Annotated in this window: 17 protein-coding genes; 1 reads left to right on the forward strand and 16 read right to left on the reverse strand. The window is 39.6% G+C overall.

Translation table 11 applies throughout. The annotated features are described in order from the left end of the window. Positions 1–250, forward strand: a 250-nt coding sequence (locus BR02_RS0110235; protein ID WP_169738598.1) for an ATP-binding protein, incomplete at its 5' end; no start/stop codon positions are given. Between the two features lie 56 nt (positions 251–306). On the opposite strand, the gene BR02_RS0110240 is transcribed toward BR02_RS0110235, so the two are convergent. The 16 genes from BR02_RS0110240 to BR02_RS14850 all read right to left on the reverse strand — a co-directional run bounded on the left by BR02_RS0110240 (position 307) and on the right by BR02_RS14850 (position 16,850). Continuing rightward, entirely contained in the window at positions 307–1,266 is a 960-nt protein-coding gene (locus tag BR02_RS0110240) for a tyrosine-type recombinase/integrase (protein ID WP_031516810.1), read from the reverse strand. 813 nt (positions 1,267–2,079) lie between these two features. Beyond that, on the reverse strand, positions 2,080–2,745 hold the full coding sequence (locus BR02_RS0110250) for a DUF2786 domain-containing protein (protein ID WP_031516812.1): 666 nt from the start codon (positions 2,743–2,745) through the stop codon (positions 2,080–2,082). Between the two features lie 351 nt (positions 2,746–3,096). Continuing rightward, positions 3,097–3,567, reverse strand: coding sequence for a hypothetical protein (locus BR02_RS0110260; RefSeq protein ID WP_031516816.1), 471 nt, complete (start codon positions 3,565–3,567; stop codon positions 3,097–3,099). Beyond that, entirely contained in the window at positions 3,564–3,815 is a 252-nt protein-coding gene (locus BR02_RS0110265) for a hypothetical protein (RefSeq protein ID WP_031516817.1), read from the reverse strand. The genes BR02_RS0110260 and BR02_RS0110265 overlap by 4 nt, the downstream gene beginning before the upstream one ends. A gap of 16 nt (positions 3,816–3,831) precedes the next feature. Further along, entirely contained in the window at positions 3,832–4,716 is an 885-nt protein-coding gene (locus BR02_RS0110270) for a DUF3854 domain-containing protein (protein ID WP_238442459.1), read from the reverse strand. A 180-nt stretch (positions 4,717–4,896) separates the two neighbouring features. After that, the gene (gene radC / locus BR02_RS0110275; protein ID WP_031516821.1) at positions 4,897–5,583 is read right to left on the reverse strand and encodes a RadC family protein; all 687 of its coding nucleotides are present in this window, start codon (positions 5,581–5,583) and stop codon (positions 4,897–4,899) included. 181 nt (positions 5,584–5,764) lie between these two features. Further along, positions 5,765–6,025: a hypothetical protein gene (locus BR02_RS0110280; RefSeq protein ID WP_051688267.1), complete on the reverse strand. Its 261-nt coding sequence runs from the start codon at positions 6,023–6,025 to the stop codon at positions 5,765–5,767. A gap of 30 nt (positions 6,026–6,055) precedes the next feature. Further along, positions 6,056–6,475, reverse strand: coding sequence for a hypothetical protein (locus tag BR02_RS0110285; protein WP_031516825.1), 420 nt, complete (start codon positions 6,473–6,475; stop codon positions 6,056–6,058). 80 nt (positions 6,476–6,555) lie between these two features. Then, on the reverse strand, positions 6,556–6,948 hold the full coding sequence (locus BR02_RS0110290; RefSeq protein ID WP_031516826.1) for a single-stranded DNA-binding protein: 393 nt from the start codon (positions 6,946–6,948) through the stop codon (positions 6,556–6,558). A 909-nt stretch (positions 6,949–7,857) separates the two neighbouring features. Further along, positions 7,858–8,613 carry a hypothetical protein gene (locus BR02_RS0110295; RefSeq protein ID WP_157834951.1) on the reverse strand — a complete coding sequence of 252 codons (756 nt, stop codon included), beginning with the start codon at positions 8,611–8,613 and terminating at the stop codon, positions 7,858–7,860. A gap of 11 nt (positions 8,614–8,624) precedes the next feature. Beyond that, positions 8,625–9,290 carry a hypothetical protein gene (locus BR02_RS0110300; protein WP_031516829.1) on the reverse strand — a complete coding sequence of 222 codons (666 nt, stop codon included), beginning with the start codon at positions 9,288–9,290 and terminating at the stop codon, positions 8,625–8,627. A gap of 56 nt (positions 9,291–9,346) precedes the next feature. After that, positions 9,347–10,291 (reverse strand): RNA-binding protein S1, encoded by a 945-nt coding sequence (locus BR02_RS0110305; RefSeq protein WP_031516830.1) that lies wholly within the window; start codon positions 10,289–10,291, stop codon positions 9,347–9,349. Positions 10,292–10,315: 24 nt separating this feature from the next. Continuing rightward, on the reverse strand, positions 10,316–12,766 hold the full coding sequence (locus BR02_RS0110310; protein WP_238442460.1) for a VirD4-like conjugal transfer protein, CD1115 family: 2,451 nt from the start codon (positions 12,764–12,766) through the stop codon (positions 10,316–10,318). Next, positions 12,756–13,142, reverse strand: coding sequence for a hypothetical protein (locus tag BR02_RS0110315; RefSeq protein WP_169738599.1), 387 nt, complete (start codon positions 13,140–13,142; stop codon positions 12,756–12,758). Before BR02_RS0110315 ends, BR02_RS0110310 begins: the two co-directional genes overlap by 11 nt. A gap of 23 nt (positions 13,143–13,165) precedes the next feature. After that, complete coding sequence (locus tag BR02_RS0110320) at positions 13,166–15,589, reverse strand: DNA topoisomerase III (protein WP_031516833.1); 2,424 nt, start codon at positions 15,587–15,589, stop codon at positions 13,166–13,168. Between the two features lie 169 nt (positions 15,590–15,758). Next, on the reverse strand, positions 15,759–16,850 hold the full coding sequence (locus tag BR02_RS14850; protein ID WP_051688270.1) for a hypothetical protein: 1,092 nt from the start codon (positions 16,848–16,850) through the stop codon (positions 15,759–15,761). Positions 16,851–16,912 lie beyond the last annotated feature (62 nt).

A 16,912-nucleotide genomic window follows, 5' to 3' on the forward strand; every position in this document is an offset into this window, starting at 1 on the left:
TCCCTTTGATAAATTATCATCACAGTTACTATTTAACGTCATATCAAACAGTTACGAGCAGCAAAGCGTTATTATAACATCAAATCTTGAGTTCGGCCGCTGGAATGATATCTTCCGGGATGACCGGCTAACAGCTGCTCTAATTGATAGATTAGTCCATCACGCCCACATATTAGGCTTTACCGGTCCCAGCTATCGCTATCGGGAGGCTATCTTGGCTAGGGGTAATGGGGAAATGATCGATAGTTAGCAGGCAGAATCATTAATTAACTAAATACGGATGCTATGCACATCTTAACTGCCAAACTATGAATTTTCTACTTGCCAAACACACTTTATCATACCTTTTTCCCTGAATTCATAGTATTTGTTTGTGGCCCACGTAGCCCTTAAATTATGAATTCTATGTTGCTCTATGCCATTAACCTTACACGCCTTTTTAAAAGAACTCCATGTGTTTTTAGCACGGTTTTCCCATTTGCGCCCAGGCATGTCATAAACAATATCCTCTTGGCCTTTGTTTGCACAGATGTTTTTCAATTCTGCTAGATAAGGCTTGGAAATCGGTACCCAGCGCTCTCTTTTACCTTTTGTTCCATATCTTAAATAAACTCTTCCGCTATTGAAATCTATATCCCGAACTTGTAATTTAACACACTCTTTAGCCCTAAGCCCCAATTCTGACATGCCTCGAATAGCAACCCCATATTTATCTCCGTTCTTTTGCTGCCAGACGTGCTTCATAATTCGAGACATCTCTTCTTTGGAGTAAACCCTATAACCTTCACGACTATCCAATCTTTCCTGCTTGCTCATCGGTATTTTTTTACCAGCTGCCCGAGCCTGGTTAATCATCCCCCTTAAATCACTAGGAACGATTGATACTGTATTACCAAACCTCTTTTCCACGGCATCGGAAAACTTCCGTAGCGCGGATGCTGTTCCCTGGAGATCTTTAACGCCCCGGTTTATTAAATCCTGAAAAAAGGCGACCCCCGCTTCCTGATGGTTATATGAATTAATGTATTTATGTCCAAAGCCATTTTCGTCAGCAAACTTAATATAACGCTGAGCAACATTTAGCACATTATTATACCATTTTGATGAGTGAATATAGTTTGTTTTGGCCGTTAAGATCCTTTCCCCTTTAGCTCGGGCTTCCGCCCTATATTCCTCCTTGGCCTGGTGTTTTGAGATACCTTGTTTGGTGATCCCTTTTAACGCCATTTCTATTTGCCTTTTTCTACTTGGCGCCGATCTGCCCATACTTTCACCTCCAGTTTTTTTAATTCTACCGCGGATCAGAAACCTACCAGTTAACTCCACCAACTACCGTGGGATTAACCCCCCTTTTCCCTGATCATTTTTTAGTTAGCAACTTCCGTTGCTGTTGGTAACCGGTCTGCCGACCGGAAAATCCGGGCGGCCTAACAGTGGCCACCGCCACTGTTAGGCAGTAAGAAACCCCAGCGCATTCTTCCGCATGCGCTGGGGTTTCTTACTGCCTACTACTACCGTTGTAGTCAGAAATCCAGCCGCCACGCGGCTTTTCAAGTTTACTATGTTCTTTTCCTACTGAAAAAGAACATAGTAAACTAAGCTTCTATCGAAGCTTTTTAAAAAAACCTGCTGGTGCAGATTTTTATTCGGCTGATCTCCGACACCCGGGATCGGCGGGCGGCGAACGGTGAGACCGCATCTTAAACCATGTCCCTTTAAACGACCTCCATCACTACCGTGATGGCGCGTATATGGCGCGGGACCCAATGACGCCGATGATCCAGATGACTATTGTCATCCCCGGAAATTAGGTAGCTACCGCCACCTTAGGCTCAAGTGAACCAATCCGTTAAACCTGGCTCCGCCAGGCACAAAACCTATCTGTACTTTATCCCCTGAAGGGGAGGCCCAGTGAGTAACCGGGCCAAATCCATTCCCCTCTTCGGTTAATTGATTTACGGGCATAGGCAGGCCCATCACATAGCTTTTCGCATTAATATCGCATAAGTATTTCCATTACAATTCTCAAAAATATACTTATCACTAATCACAAAATCACCCTTTTACCGTTTTGATATTTTAACCAATCCTTTTATGTTTCTCGTCAAAGCTTCGTCCATCACGGTATCCAGCATCCCTAGCATCTGATGAGCCACCAATTACTATTTTGCTGGATTGACCCTTTGTTAGCTTTTTATCATTCACAGCTTGAATGACTAGAGCATCTTTTACTAAGACAAGGGCATAACCCTTTGTCTCTACCTGTGCTTTAAACTTATCGCCAAGGCCTTTAAGAAAACCAATATAATAGTCGTTCTTTAGGCGCTGGTTACTAATTGTTTGTTCTTGGTACCTTTTCACATAATCAGTTGATAAGTAAAGCATCGTGTTGAGTGCATAATGGTAAACCTCAGTTGCAATTTCAACATCTTCTTTTAGTCCAATGAAATAAATCCCTCTGCCTGGTGAGACATAGCAATGACAGCGGAAGTTATCACCAATAATCTTAGATAAGTTCTTTTCGTACCAGTAATTTCTTCGTTTCTCAGCAACACAGGTATCAACCACTTGCTTGTCCTCACATTTTTCTTGTGTCGCTTCAACTTCTGCCATTGTTAGCCCGTGTTGAGCCATCAGTTCCTGTGCTTTTAATAAGGCAGTATGGGCTTCTTCTTGATAAGTGCTTTTGGTTAGCGCAAGTACCTTGCGTATTTTATTTAAGATTTTCTCTTCTACATTTTTCATGCTACTATCACCTTTCTAAAAAACTCATTCTGTAATTTCGGTTTGAATAGCGTCCTACCAGCCTCCTGTATAAAACACTTTAATTAAGTAGTAAACCATATGGCATATAAGGTATATCGGTACTGCTAATCTTACGAACTTAAATAACTTCTGTTCTAAAAACCTATCTACAAAATCAAAGGTTTCCATAACATAGTCAGTGTCTTTAGATATAATGTCTGTGGAAATTACTTTATTGGTTTGAATCTGATCCATTTTAATTGCCAGGGAGTACCCCTACCGGGTAAAATATCCCCGGCAGGTCACCTCCCTGCTAATACTATTTACTTTTAAATAATCGTCTTTTCATTACTAGTCATTTTTGTACTCCTGAATCACTTCTCCGTTATATACTACCGTCAGCTCTTCTGGTGCGTTGAAGAAATTATAGTAAATTGATTTAAGCTCATCTTTTACATCCCAGGCTTCCCACTCTTTATCTTGTTCGTATTGCTGTTTTAGTTCTCGGTATTCTTCAACTAGTTCAGTTTTAAACTCTTCTACATCCATATCAATATCCTGATGATGGAAGAGCTCAAGAGCAACATACATTTCTTCACTTACACCAATAACATCTAATCCATCGGGACCGTAGTCATCAACCAACCTCTTAGTAACTTCTTTATTTATAAGGGCATCGGTCTCTTCTTTATATATGTCGTTGAAGTACCATTCCATCTGGTTTCGTAGCATATCGCCATGATTCTTCTCCCACTTATAATGGGCTGCCATCATTATTTGCCAAGCATGTTTTTCCATCTCATTTTCTAGGATTATTTTCACTTGGCTTCACCACTGGATTTTACTACTTCAATATACAATTCTAGTAAAGGAGCTACTACGTGCAATAGTTCCTTTTCCACCTGGTCCTTTTTGTTGTCCATGACGGCTGCATATAAATGCCCCATATGCTCACCGGCTATCATAGCCCATTTTTCCATTGGTAAGCTTTGTTCACCTTTTACCATCCGGTTTGCTTCAGCTTGTAAAGCTACTTTGGTTAGAAAACTATTTTTAATATTTTCAGTCATGTTCTACACCTCTTCATTAATTAATTTTCCTATATCTAATCTTGCATCCGGCCAGCACGGCATCATCAATGCCTTTGTACTGGTCGTTCCATATTGCTTCAACTAATTGCTTGCCGGTTTCAGATGCCGACTGCCTGAAGTCTTCGCAGGCAGTTTTTACATGGTGATTTGTGTATTTATCCCGGTCATAAGCCTCAACAATTTCTCTTTCAAGATAATCCTCTTTCAATAACTCCAGCACCGGTGCCCAGGTATTAGAACTAACTGTTCCTAACACTACAGCACCGATCTTTCGGCTTAAAACAGTAGCTTTTAGGGCACCTTCTGTTACCCATATCCGTTTATCCTTTACTAACATCGGTTGGGCTACGTGAACTGGTACACCGCAGGATGATCCTGCTTGTTTTCTACCGGAACTGAATAACCGGTATTTCCTATTCCTAGAGGTATTATCCAGCCTAATTTGCAAGGCTTGGATTCTTTTCTCCTTGTCCAATATTGGAAATATAAACCCCGGATAATAGTTAAAGCACCAGTAGTAACCCTTTCCCTTTTTATTAGGAGCCTGGTAGAATCCCGGAATCCCTTTAAGGTTACATCCCAGGTCTATAAGCTTTTTACATATCTTCCATGGCTTAACCCCTACTAAAGATTTAAAACCTATTTCTTGGATTTCTTTAGCTGTAAGTCCACGGTGTTCCATTAATTCTTTCATGTGGTAGGCTTCTAAATTTAGTAGCCTTAGAAAAGCTCTGTAAACCCGATCACACTCCTTTACAGGGGCCTTTGTAGCCACTGTAACAGCCTGTTCTTCAGGTTTGTAATATGAGGGGCTTTCAATCAGTTTATGGAGCCAACCGCCCATTCTTCCGGATACCGGGTGGTGGCTTTCAACACGCATACAAATGGTTATGCGGTCGTTGAAAGAGCACCAGTCAGGTTTGCCACAGATAGGACAAGGTTGCCCCCGATTGACCCGTTGTAATGGTTGATTCACATATTTCTTAGCGTAAGTACTCATATATTGACGGCATACGCCGTCCCTCACCTCCTTAAGGTTTTGGACGGCTTGAGCCGCCTATTACATTAGTCCTTTTTCTTTCAAGCTAGCGAACTTTCCATCACCAATTATCAGGTGGTCTAACACTGAAACGCCTAAAATTTCGCCAGACTCCATAATTCTCTTAGTTATAGCAATGTCTTCCTTACTAGGAGAGGGATCTCCACTGGGGTGATTGTGTAATAAAATCATCCCAGCAGCACTTTTTTTGATGGCAATTTTGAATACTTCTCTTGGATGCACCAACGAGGAGCTTAAGGTGCCCACACTGATCGTTTCCACTGCCAATACATGATTTTTGGTATTTAGTAAGATGGCACAGAAGTGTTCCCGATCTAGGTGGTGCATTTCATCCATAACTAAGGCAGCAGCATCATCCGGGCTATTGATAATAGTACTGCTATCTCGTTTCTCTTTAAGTAGCATTTTATGGATCTCAAACACCGCAATAAGTCTCGATGCTGATTTTTGAGTAATTCCTTTCAGCTGTAGCAATTCTTCTCTACTCATTTCCATGATTTCGGTGATTTTTTTTGATAGTAAGTAGAGCATGGTTTCATCTGGAATATCTCCTAATAATGCTGTGAGCAAAACTGATACGTTTTGACCAGTGTTTATGTCGATCTTATATACTGACTTTGTTTCCAGAATTCTTTTGGCTAACGTTGTCTTTTCTGGTGCCTCAATACCCCATAAATTCATTTGCATAAAAACGGTATCGACCTTCTGGCCGATACCTATCCCCCTTTCGATGGATAGTACCGGCCAGAAGGGCCGTTTATTGATTTCTTAATAAATACACAAAAAGAGAACGCCCGAGGAAATATCCTTGGTTACGTTCTCTTTTAAAAATTCTACAGTCTAATAAGACCCATATCTTTTTAGAGGTTTACTTAGCCATCATTTCAAGTCTCTTGACTCTCAGTACCAGATAGTCAGTATCTACCTCAACATCAGTAAGCTTTTGTTCAATCTTGTCCAACTTTTCGTTTTGGACTTCCCTATATAAATATAAACCCTCTAGCTTATTAATTACTTCGTTTTCCACCCTTAGCTCAAGTTTTTCAAGGCCGCTTTCTAGTCTTGCTTGTCCCTGAGTTAAAGTTTGTAACTGTTCTAAAACAAGCTTTTGGAACTTTTCATTTTCCATATTTCCTACCCCTTCCGGGAATAAAAGCTTTTATAGTTGCTTGGCTTTTATAGCAAACCATGCATTTCCATCTTTCATTACATTATACTCGATTTCAAAGGCTTTGTTCAGCCCCTCTTGCAGTGTATTTCCGACACTATTTTTAGCAATAATAACTTGGTTTTCTTTACCGCCTTCTACCTTGCAAATGGCTCTTGTGTTGCCGTTTTTGGTTACTGCGATTTCCGTAATAGTAACCTTTGCAACTGGGTTTTCTTTAACTTTTTCTTGTTTATCGTTTGTTGCAGTAGTTTCAGTTATAGTTGGCTCTGGTTGTGATATAGAATCTGAAGCAGTGGTTAAACCAGAGAATAACACCGGTACCGCGAACATACGACAATCAGAATTACTCCAAGCCATGCATTTTTCCTGTAGACAGTCAGTGAATCCTCTAAACGGACACTTTTTCATTCTTTCGATACGAGCCGTCGGCCCGTATCCTTCACCTCCTTAGATGTGTAGGATTACAGGCCTTCTGGCCAGAACTTTTTCTAGAACGGAACTTCGCTATCGTCACCGGAGAAATTTATTTCACCGGTATAGCTATCTGCAGAATCTTTGTTTTTAGGTTTACTAAGAAATTTAACTGTTTCTGCAATAACATCTACAGCTTTACGTTTTATTCCTTGCTTATCTTCATAGGACTGGATCTGCATCCGTCCTTCTACTGCCACTAATTGACCCTTTACCAAATGATTGGCACAAGCCTCTGCAAGCTTTTGCCAGGTAACAATGTCAATAAAGTCAACTTCTCTTTCCCCTTGCTTATTAGCAAAGGGTCGATCCACAGCCATATTAAACTTAGTTACTGCCACCCCACTGGTAGTATAACGGGGTTCCGGATCTCTTGTTAACCTTCCAATTAAAATAACTTTGTTTAACATTTAAAATTCCTCCTCTTTTTTTAATAATAAAAGAGACCTATGTATTCTTACACTTGGTCTCTCAACATCTCTAAAACGGCTTTTAAATTAAAGACATAATAAAAAAGACACCAAAAACAATCAGGCTAATGCCCGATTTTTAATAGTGTCTTTCAATATTCTACTAGGCACAAAAAACTTAAACGTGCCCAACTAATAACTCTTTAAATTCCGCATTACGCTCTGAGGATCTTCACTCGTAACACCGGGCTGGAGATATCCCCTGAATCCATTTTATGCCGGTGCTTAGGGTGTTCAGTTTTAACGGTTCTGCATTTAACGCATTTCCCCAGCGGTACCCACTCGCCATGCGTCACTCCTGTTGGAGTTTCAGTTCCGAGACCTGTTCTAGCCGGTCTCTGCCAGGTAAGCTTTTAATCATAGCTTCCATGTTGCCCCTGCTATCGTGGGGGTCCCGTACGCCACCAATTAATCGAAGTTAATTAGTGTAAACCGTCTGTCCTAGCAGACCATCCTACCGTAAACTTGCTCGTTGCTTAAGTTTACTTTTAAAAACCGGGAAAGGTTTTGGTAGGTGTTAGTTTCCCCATAAGGTTCGTCTCTAACGCTCGTCGCTTGTTAAAGACTTTTCACGCTCTTCGCTGTGAAATAATTACTAATCGCTCTTCGCTGATTAGCACGATACTCAAAGATTCAATTCGCTCTTCGCTGAAATCTTTCCTTGAGCCGTACCTACCTTTAAAAATCGCTCTTCGCTGATTTTTTCACTACATTCCAGTAGAAAAACCGGGGAGGGTTTTCGATAGGTTTTATATTGTTTTTTAGGAAAAACTTTATTAAAATTTAAAAATCATACTTTTTAATAACCTCAACATATACCATTGTTTGTAAATTGTCAACCTTGAATTGTTAAGTTATATTTGTCACTGCGGTAGGAGTATCTAAGTTAAATCCACACTCATTACTAATATCTACTACTCTAGCACCAATACTATTTAATTCACTGACCATCTCAGAGATTTGCTGTTCAATATTTAATATTTTGGCTATTTTCGAATCAAATAGTAAAGTTTTTTCTGTATAAGATTTTAAATTAACCTCTCCTATAATATCCTCCAGCATATATATATTCTTTGTTTGGGAATTATTATACCTTACCAAATACACTGCCTTGCGGTAAATGTTTAGTCGTTCATCTATTCCCTGAGTATATAGTAATTTATTCTGTTTTGTTCCAACCTCTTCGAGTGCAAAATATCCCCCGGTATCAAGCCCAAAAAGATCGATTGTGGCATAGTTATCAAAAAGTATTTGGTTTTTAAATAGTAAACCATAAGCAACACATTGGTATATAATATTGTTTAGGTCAGTTCCTGGCCAAACTGCCCTTTCGCCCAAAGATATAAGTTGATTCATTGATAAAAAACCATATTTATTTATAAATTTAACAAGCCCCATATGAACTGGGGTTAAAGTATATGCCCTAAAAAAACCAGCAGTTGTTTCTTTAGTATAAAGCCCAGAAACCTCCGCTTCTCTTAGATCATCTAAATCAGGTCGAATATTATACCTAGTCCCGGTTACGTGTTTAATTTTATTAAACAAAAACGCAGTCTCATATTTTTTTCTTATCATAACAATGGGTGGAGCGTACAGATCTTCCACCCTCCTCCCTTCTAATTGTTGTATTCAAAAATTCTTTCTTTTAGAGGTTTGCTTGAGTCCTTTATTAAGATAATATCAGATGTAAATTTTTTCCCATTAGGAGACTGAATAATAGCTTCCTCCAGCGTCGGAAAGATATAGAGATGGGCTTTCTCTTGAGGCTTTTCACCTCTTCTAGGAACGTCAATAACCCACTTCTCGCTACCATTTTTTCCCTCAAACGTCATTTCTCCTAAAATAGGAGACTTGTTACTTCGTATAACCCGCCATTGAAAATTAGGAATTTCTTTTTTTGCTAAGGAAAAGAATATTCCTAATATAGCCAAGCGGCAAGCCTCTTGTGCATTACGTGGTAATTTCCCATCTGCAGAAATCCATAATTTAAAAATTGTATGCTCGGTGGCAACGCAGACATTCTTTATTAAACCTTCGTGTAAAAGTTTAACTAATATTTTTTCGATACTGGTTCTGTAGCTTCTATTAAGCCGGACAAGACTATTTGTCATCAGCGCCTCAGCCATTGAAAGCTTCTGTAAAATATCAAGTACCTTTCTCTCCTGTGTTAATTTCAATTTCTTTGGTGGTATAGATTGTTTAGATATGAACATACTTCTGCCAACTGCAAAAGCACTGTCTTCAACAAGTTTTCCTGCTATATTTATACTTGGTAATCCCATATATTCGCACCCCTCTTTATTACAAACAACTCTCCAGACTTAAGTCTGGAGAGTTGTTAATCTTTTAGAACCTCTTCGTCACTAGGTGCTGTTTTATTTGAAAACACACCGGTTATAATTTTCTCTCCGCCTTTAGCTGTTCTAGATTGCCGGGCAGCTTTTCTTCTAGCTTGGGCACGGTACTTTTCTCGCTTACGTTGCCCGGCTTTCCTTGGGTTCCACTCAACAAGGCGTAGTTTGCGCTTTTTAGGATTAAAGCTATTAACCTGAAACTCTAACCGGTCACCGTGAATAAATTCATCTCCGACTTTGTACGGTGCTATTCCAATAACACCTGGTTTAACACTGATAAATACAGCGGTATCACGAACTGCCACTACGGTACCAGTTAAAATTTCACCCCGGGAAAAAGTCCACTTCTCCCAGGGATCTATTGGTTCAACTTCTATTCTTCTTTCTTCTTTATTCAAGTCTGTTACGATTACATTCACTATTCCACTGCGCCGGTACTGTACATCTAAGGGTACTCCGTCCGATAACCGTGCTTGTTTAGCTGCTACCACAACTATTACGCCGCCCCCGACATCCAGGTACACGCTACGCTCACCTACAAATTTGACAAGTGAGGATATTTCTTGCCCAACTTCTATCTGTCTGATTAGTTTTGAGAGTGATATATTGACCACTTCTTTTCTACTACAGGCCACTATCCCCTCTTTGCGGTCTATTTCCATCACCTTAACGCCTATAACAGAACCTACAAAGGCATTTATTGGAGTCCCCTCTGGTAAGCCAGTCTGATCTGCTGGCACTAAACCTGTTATACCTGGTGCATCATCAAATTCAACTTCCCAGGTCTCACCCTGGGTGCCGATCCAGCGCGCCCTTGCTACCCTTGCCTCCATGATTGTTCCATAGGTTTTAGCATCATAAATCGGCCCCCATACATCTATATCTCGCATTTGCAAACCTTCAGGTGCTAATATAAAATCATTTGACATTATCCATCCCTCCAGATTTTGTTTTTACCAAGAAGAATTCGTAGTTTTAACTTTTTCTGTAATCTCAGTTCCTTCCTCCCCACCCCCTAGATAATTTTCTTCAAAGGTTTCTGTAAATTCAGGTATAAAAAAAGCACCTTTAGGATTCTCTGTAAGTTGTTCCGAAAAATCCTCCGGAATAACATCTGAAAATTCCTCTTGGTACTTTGTTAAATCTTCATTTGGTTGTTCTAAGTTTATTTCCGTCTGCTCAATCTCTTCCTCAGGTTTAATATCTTGCGCATCCTTTTTTGTTTGCTTATCATCAGGGCTCCCTTGATTAGGTTCATGATTATTAGGTGAGTTACTTAAAAATATAATTTTATTTTTCTCCGAAGGTAGAGGTTCTTCAAGATTAGCCTTATTAGGGGCTGTTTCTTGATCTTGAATTAAGTCTGTAGTAAAAGCTAGGCTTGTTTTAGTGGCACTAGATGTAGCACTGTCATCCTCTGGCAAGCAGATGTTAAAATCTCTTGCTGGAACATATTCTTTTACAGAAAGCATTCCACAGCGTCTTATATCCTTAGCTTGGGGTAGTTTAGTCCACCCAACCTTTTTTAGATATACAGGGTTACTCCACTGTAGGAGAGCTATACAATACCTTGGGTCTATTTTAAATATTTCAGACATTGTCATTAGAGGGCGTTCAATAACGGTTTTTGTTTTCTTGGAAAATTCAAACCAATGTTTGCCTGGTACTGTTCTATCCTCCCTTTCTGTATAAGCTTCAACTGCCGCGGTGCCTAATATTTCGCTAAACATCTTGGCCAGGTCGCGGTCAGCAGGTGCAATGCCAATCATCATCACCGTGGGACAATTCCCTGTGATGGTTTTGGCATCATCTCGGCCGTAGAGGGATTCTAATTGCGTAGGGGTTTGTAAGATCATTTGCACGTGAATTCCTTTACTTCGGGCAGTACTGATGACTTCTGGCAGACCGGGGATAACCCCCACGTTGGCCATCTCATCCCAGACGTTTCTAACCGGTACCGGTAATCGTTCTCCTGGACTTGTAAAGGCCAGTTTATCAAGTCTCTTGAATAAAAATTTATAAAACATAGCTAGTATTGGTTTTAGATAAACACCTTCCCCTCCAGTAGGAATGATCAGGAATAGGGCTGTTTTCTTTTTGCCAATTTCACTTAGATCTATTTCCTGTTCGCTCATCATGGCCGCCAAAGGAGCAGTGGTTAGATTCTTTAGCACTGCTGTAAGGTTAGATACAGCGTATTCGTAGTTTTTCTTTACCACACCACGCCAGCGTTCATAGATTATAGGACTGATTTTATCTGTTTCAAAGGCTGTTTTAAATCTGGCATCTAGTTTTTCTTCAGGCCAGGAGGCAAGGGTCATTAGCGACCTCATATGTTGTTGTTCAGTGGGAAAATCCCCTTTTAGTAAACCGATAAAGGCCTCCATTAATTCCATTCCTTTTAGCATGAAGTATGACTCGCTACCACTGGTAGCGTTTTTGGATAGTGTATCGATCATTTCAGAAATTTCAGCATCATCCATGCATTCTATCACTGGATTCCAACGGTGACTATGTTCTGGTGTCATGAAATTTAAAACCCGCACCTGATATCCTAGTTTTTTTAACCAGTTAGCAAAGGTTCTAAAGAGCTCCCCCTTAGGATCAATCATAACTAAGCTCTGCCCGTCTGAAACACCTGATATAATATTTCCAGACACAAAACTATATGACTTACCGGCACCGGTGCCACCATAAGCTAAAACGTGCGGAGCTGTTTTAGGTGTATCGTCAGATACTTTTTCAAAATTAACTCTAACTATTTTTTTCTCTACTTCTCCAATTAAGTTGCCCCCTGGGAACTTGGCATGGTTGCTTTTATTTTTTTCTAATGGCACCGGTGGGCCAAATTCGCAGAAATTTTTAAGGTCCTTAAGCCCTGCCCACCTATTAGTACCAAAGGCTGCGTTATCAACTACTTTTAATCCGTGAACTTTAGTGGCACTGTGTTTAGGGATACCCCACTGTAACTTCCACCAAGCCCATGGTATACCGGCCATTAGAGTTATATTGCCCCACTGCCATATTTTCTTGATTCTTTCTAGTTCCTTAACTGGCATTCCCGGTTCGTATGTACCGGTTAACCATACTTTAGTAACTGCCCAAGTATTATTAGTGATATAATTACCCATTTTAATTTTATCGGCAGCTGCAGCTTTTTGCTCTGGTGTGGCAAATATTGAAAGGCTTTTTAAATAAACACCTAGATCATATATAGAACCAGCTACTTTACCTAAGGCCCATACATCCAAGATAAACCCTGCAGGTAATACCACCGGTAGGGAGGCTAATCCAAAAGCAAGCCCCCGATGATTATTAACCCAATCCTTAAAACGCCCTTCCGGGATTTGATTTATTATTTGTTCACTGCCACGGTTAAATAATTCAAGCGACTTATCTCCCACTAGCCGCAGCACTGGTTTCACCTCCTGTAAATAGTAATTTACTAAAATTTACGGTGGATACAATCCTTACTGCTACATCACCCCCGATAACTCCTAAGTATTCTAAGATCTCTTTGCTAATATAAAGATCTCCAATTTCACCTAGTTCTTCAAGTGATTCATGATAGCGCACTTTATTTAAAGTAGCCTTCTTCGGAATCATTCTAGTGCGATAACCCTTGTTAGGAAACTCGTTTTTAGAGTTAGCTATTTGTAGATAAAAGTCGTCTCCTAACTCTAATTCATCAACAAAAGCTTTGTTTAAGTAGACCCGACCCACTCGATCGGCGCTATCACGATAGCATATCTTTTGGCCAGAGCCTGAATATAGTCTCATTTTGCAAGTTACTACCATGTAAATTACACCCTTTCTGCAAAAGTAAATTTTATTTGTCCGTTTTCGATCACTAAAGCTGCGTCAAAACTTTTTCCCGCTTTACTCTTAAAGCCCTTTATTTTATTGGTTTTCCCTTTGGTTATAAGTTCTAAAGCCTGTTTTTCTGTAATCTTTTTCTTAGCTATTTCTTTCCAGATGGTAAATTTACAACCATCCCGGTACCCAATACAACTAAAGCCACGGGAGTTCTCAACGACGTCTTTTCCGCACAGTGGACATTTACCTAGGATTTTATTTCCTTTCTCGTCACCGCCTTTTTGTTTAGCATTGTTTAAGCTAGCAAAATCAAACTGTATTTTTCCACCTTCTCCCAAAACCAAAAAAGCGTCAAAGCTTTTCCCAGCTTTACTCTTAAAGCCTTTTATTTTATTAGTTTTTCCTTTGGAAATCAAAGTCTCAGCTTGTTTAGGGGATATTTTTTTACCGCTGATTACCTTCCAAACTGCAAATTTACATCCATCACGGTATCCCGTACAACCATAGCTTTTTATTGTTTCTACCACCTCCCGGCCACAGACCGGGCATTTGCCTAGAACTTTCTTATCTGTCTTAATACCAGCAGTTATTTCTTGAATTTTGACTAATTCTACTAGCTCTCGGGTGTATTCTTGGATACCCTTTATCCATAAGGCAGCATTTTGTTGACCCTCTTCTACCTGTTTTAGCCCATCTTCCCAAGCGGCGGTCATTTCCACTGATTTTAATTGTTCTGGAACTAAAGCAATTAAAATCTGCCCCTTAGCTGTAGGTACTAGGGATTTTTTATCCCGGGTAATATATCCAACTTTAATTAGTCTTTCGATAATGGCCGCTCTTGTGGCTGGAGTTCCAATACCGCCTGTTGCTTTTAAAGTGTCTGCCATTTCTTTATCATTTACGAATCTTCCCGCACTTTCCATTGCCGCCAGTAAAGTTGCCTCGGTGAACCTTTTGGGTGGTTTTGTCCTTTTCTCAAGGCTTTCAATGTTTTTAATCGAAACCTTTTCCCCTTGCTTTAAAAGTGGTAAGGATTGTTCTTCATCCTCACTAGCTTCATCATCCTGCTTGCTTTTTTTGGTAACATCTCTCCATACAATTTTCCAGCCAGCATCCAACTCTACACGACCCCGGGATTTAAACTTTTCTTCTCTTGTTTCTGTTACTACGTCAGTAATTGCATACCGTGCGTCTGGATAAAAAATAGCTAAAAACCTACGAACTACTAGGTCAAAGATTTTTTGTTCTTGAGTGTTCAGCTGCACATTAGTTGAATTAATGGCAGTGGGAATAATGGCATGGTGGTCGGTAATTTTTCCATCGTCCACATGTCTTTTACTCAATGTTGGCACTTCTTTAGGTATTAAATTTAGATAATTTGGGCTGTTTCTAATTACTTCCAGACGATCCTGTATGGTTTCTACCATGGCAGATGATAAATGTCTACTGTCTGTCCTCGGATATGTTAAAAGTTTATGTTTCTCGTACAAGGACTGGGCAATATCTAAAACTTGCTGGGCTGTGAAGCCATATCTTCGGTTCCCCTCTTTCTGCAGGTCGTTTAAGTTAAATAATAAAGGCGGCTTTTCTTTTACTTCTTTTTGCTCCAGTAAGACCACTTGCCCCACAAGAGGTTGCCCGTTATCCTTGGTTATTTTATCTACCAGCGATAAGGCTTCTTTACCGTCATTTAGCCGATCTGTTTTTTCCCGGAACCACTTAGCTTTGTAATATAGGCCTTCGTCCGTTTGAAAGGTAGCCCATAACTCCCAGTAGGGCACTGGTGTAAAGTTTTTGATTTCATTTTCCCTAGTAACCATCAAGTTAAGGGTTGGGGTCTGCACCCTCCCCACCGATAAAACTGCTCCGTGACGAACCGTGAAAGCTCTAGTCCCATTTATGCCTACAAGCCAATCAGCTTGCCCCCTTGCTTCGGCAGCTGCAGCTAAGTTATCGAAGTCCTGTCCATTTTTCAAGTGTTTAAATGCCTGCTGTACAGCTGCTGGTGTTGTTTCAGATAGCCATAATCTTTTGATAGGTTTGCTGCTTTTGCAATATTTATATATCCGGCGAAAGATTAATTCACCTTCCCGACCGGCGTCGCAGCAGTTAACTACTTCCGATACCTCATTCGAATTTAATAAGTTTTTTAATATCTTAAGCTGGGCAGTACCTTTACTAACTGGTTTTAGCCGGAAAGATTCCGGAATAATTGGCAAGTGTTCTATACTCCACTTTGCATACACCTCGCCATAATCATTAGGTTCTGCCAATGTAACTAAATGTCCAAAGGCCCAGGATATAATATATTTTTGGTTTTCCAGATAACCCTCTCTTTTTTCAAACCGTCCGATTACTGCAGCTATATCTCTGGCTACAGAAGGTTTTTCAGTAATAATTAAAGTCTTAATGTTGTATCACCATCCTTTTTGTCATTCTTTGTTCAAAATCGCTTCTAAGGGCCTAAAAGTATCCACCATAAAGAGTACACTACCAATACTGTCAAATTACTATTACAGGGGCACACAGGAGCTTCTGAGAGCATTTTGACTAGTTGGTTGATTGTAATAAACCAATCCTTTAACTCATTAACAAAGAATCAAACATTTTTTTTCGTTCAGACCTAGTCTTATTAGCAGGTTTTGTTTTTTTGTTGTTCTTGGTATTTTTTAAGCTTACTTTGGGTGGATAGTCATAGGGGCTTTCAATGGTTTTTTGTAGCCAACGTATAGCGTTATCGACATTTTCTTGTTCAGATAACCTTGTTAAGCCATAGATAACATTTTCTTTGCCATGTTCACGTACTAAGCGTTCTATCCAAGGCAGCATTATATCATGGGTATTCTGGTCAAATTTATCATCGAAGAGTTGGTAATAAAATAATACTACGGTTTCATAATTTTCATAATGAATTTCATCTGGTGATTTTTTATTTTTTTGCTCAGAATCATCTCCCCTCGTTTGTTTTTTACTTTGAGCTACACTTTGATTTTTTTCTTCACCCTCTTCTTCCTCTTCTTCTTTTATATTTCTGTATGTAATCTCTGTAGTAATCTCTGGTATTGCTCTTCCATTTTGGAAGCTTTGATCTTCCGTTTTAGAAGTCTGAACATCCATTTCCGAACTTTGAAAATCCATTTTGGATTCTCCATTTTCCATTATGGATGTTCCTAATTCCATTTTGGAAGTTGCTAGTTCCGTAGTGGAATTTCGTAGTTCCATTTTGGAAGAAGGAATAGCTACTTTATAGTCTTGTAAAATATAACCCAATTGCAACAGGTCATTTTGAATTTTTATAAGATCAACGCGGTATTGTTTTGTTCTGTCCCACTTATACTGTGGGTTAGCCCTTTCTATCAACCAACCATTATCAATTAGGACTTTAATATGGCGGTGCATTGTGTTTGGGGCTAACCTCAACATTGTTTCTTCCGATAACTCCTCAGCTTTTTTATAAATCCAACCTTTAGTTGGTTCAATATTAATCTCAAAACCTTCCTGAGAGGCCCTATTTTTTTCTTCTGATATAAACTTATCAAAATCCTGAACTCTTTCAGACCAGTATATAAATTGATTCAATATTACTGCTTTTATAAAATCGCCGGTTAGTACTACAAACTCTTCCTTTGCCACCACCCTTTTAAGCTTCTTGTAAATTTTACATTCTGTCATATATCCACCCTCCAAAAAATATATTACTCTCTCTATAAAATAAAAAGGCCCGTCGAAATGAC

It is taken from the genome of Desulfofalx alkaliphila DSM 12257 (assembly GCF_000711975.1).
Classification (GTDB): Bacteria; Bacillota; Desulfotomaculia; order Desulfotomaculales; family Desulfohalotomaculaceae; genus Desulfofalx; species Desulfofalx alkaliphila.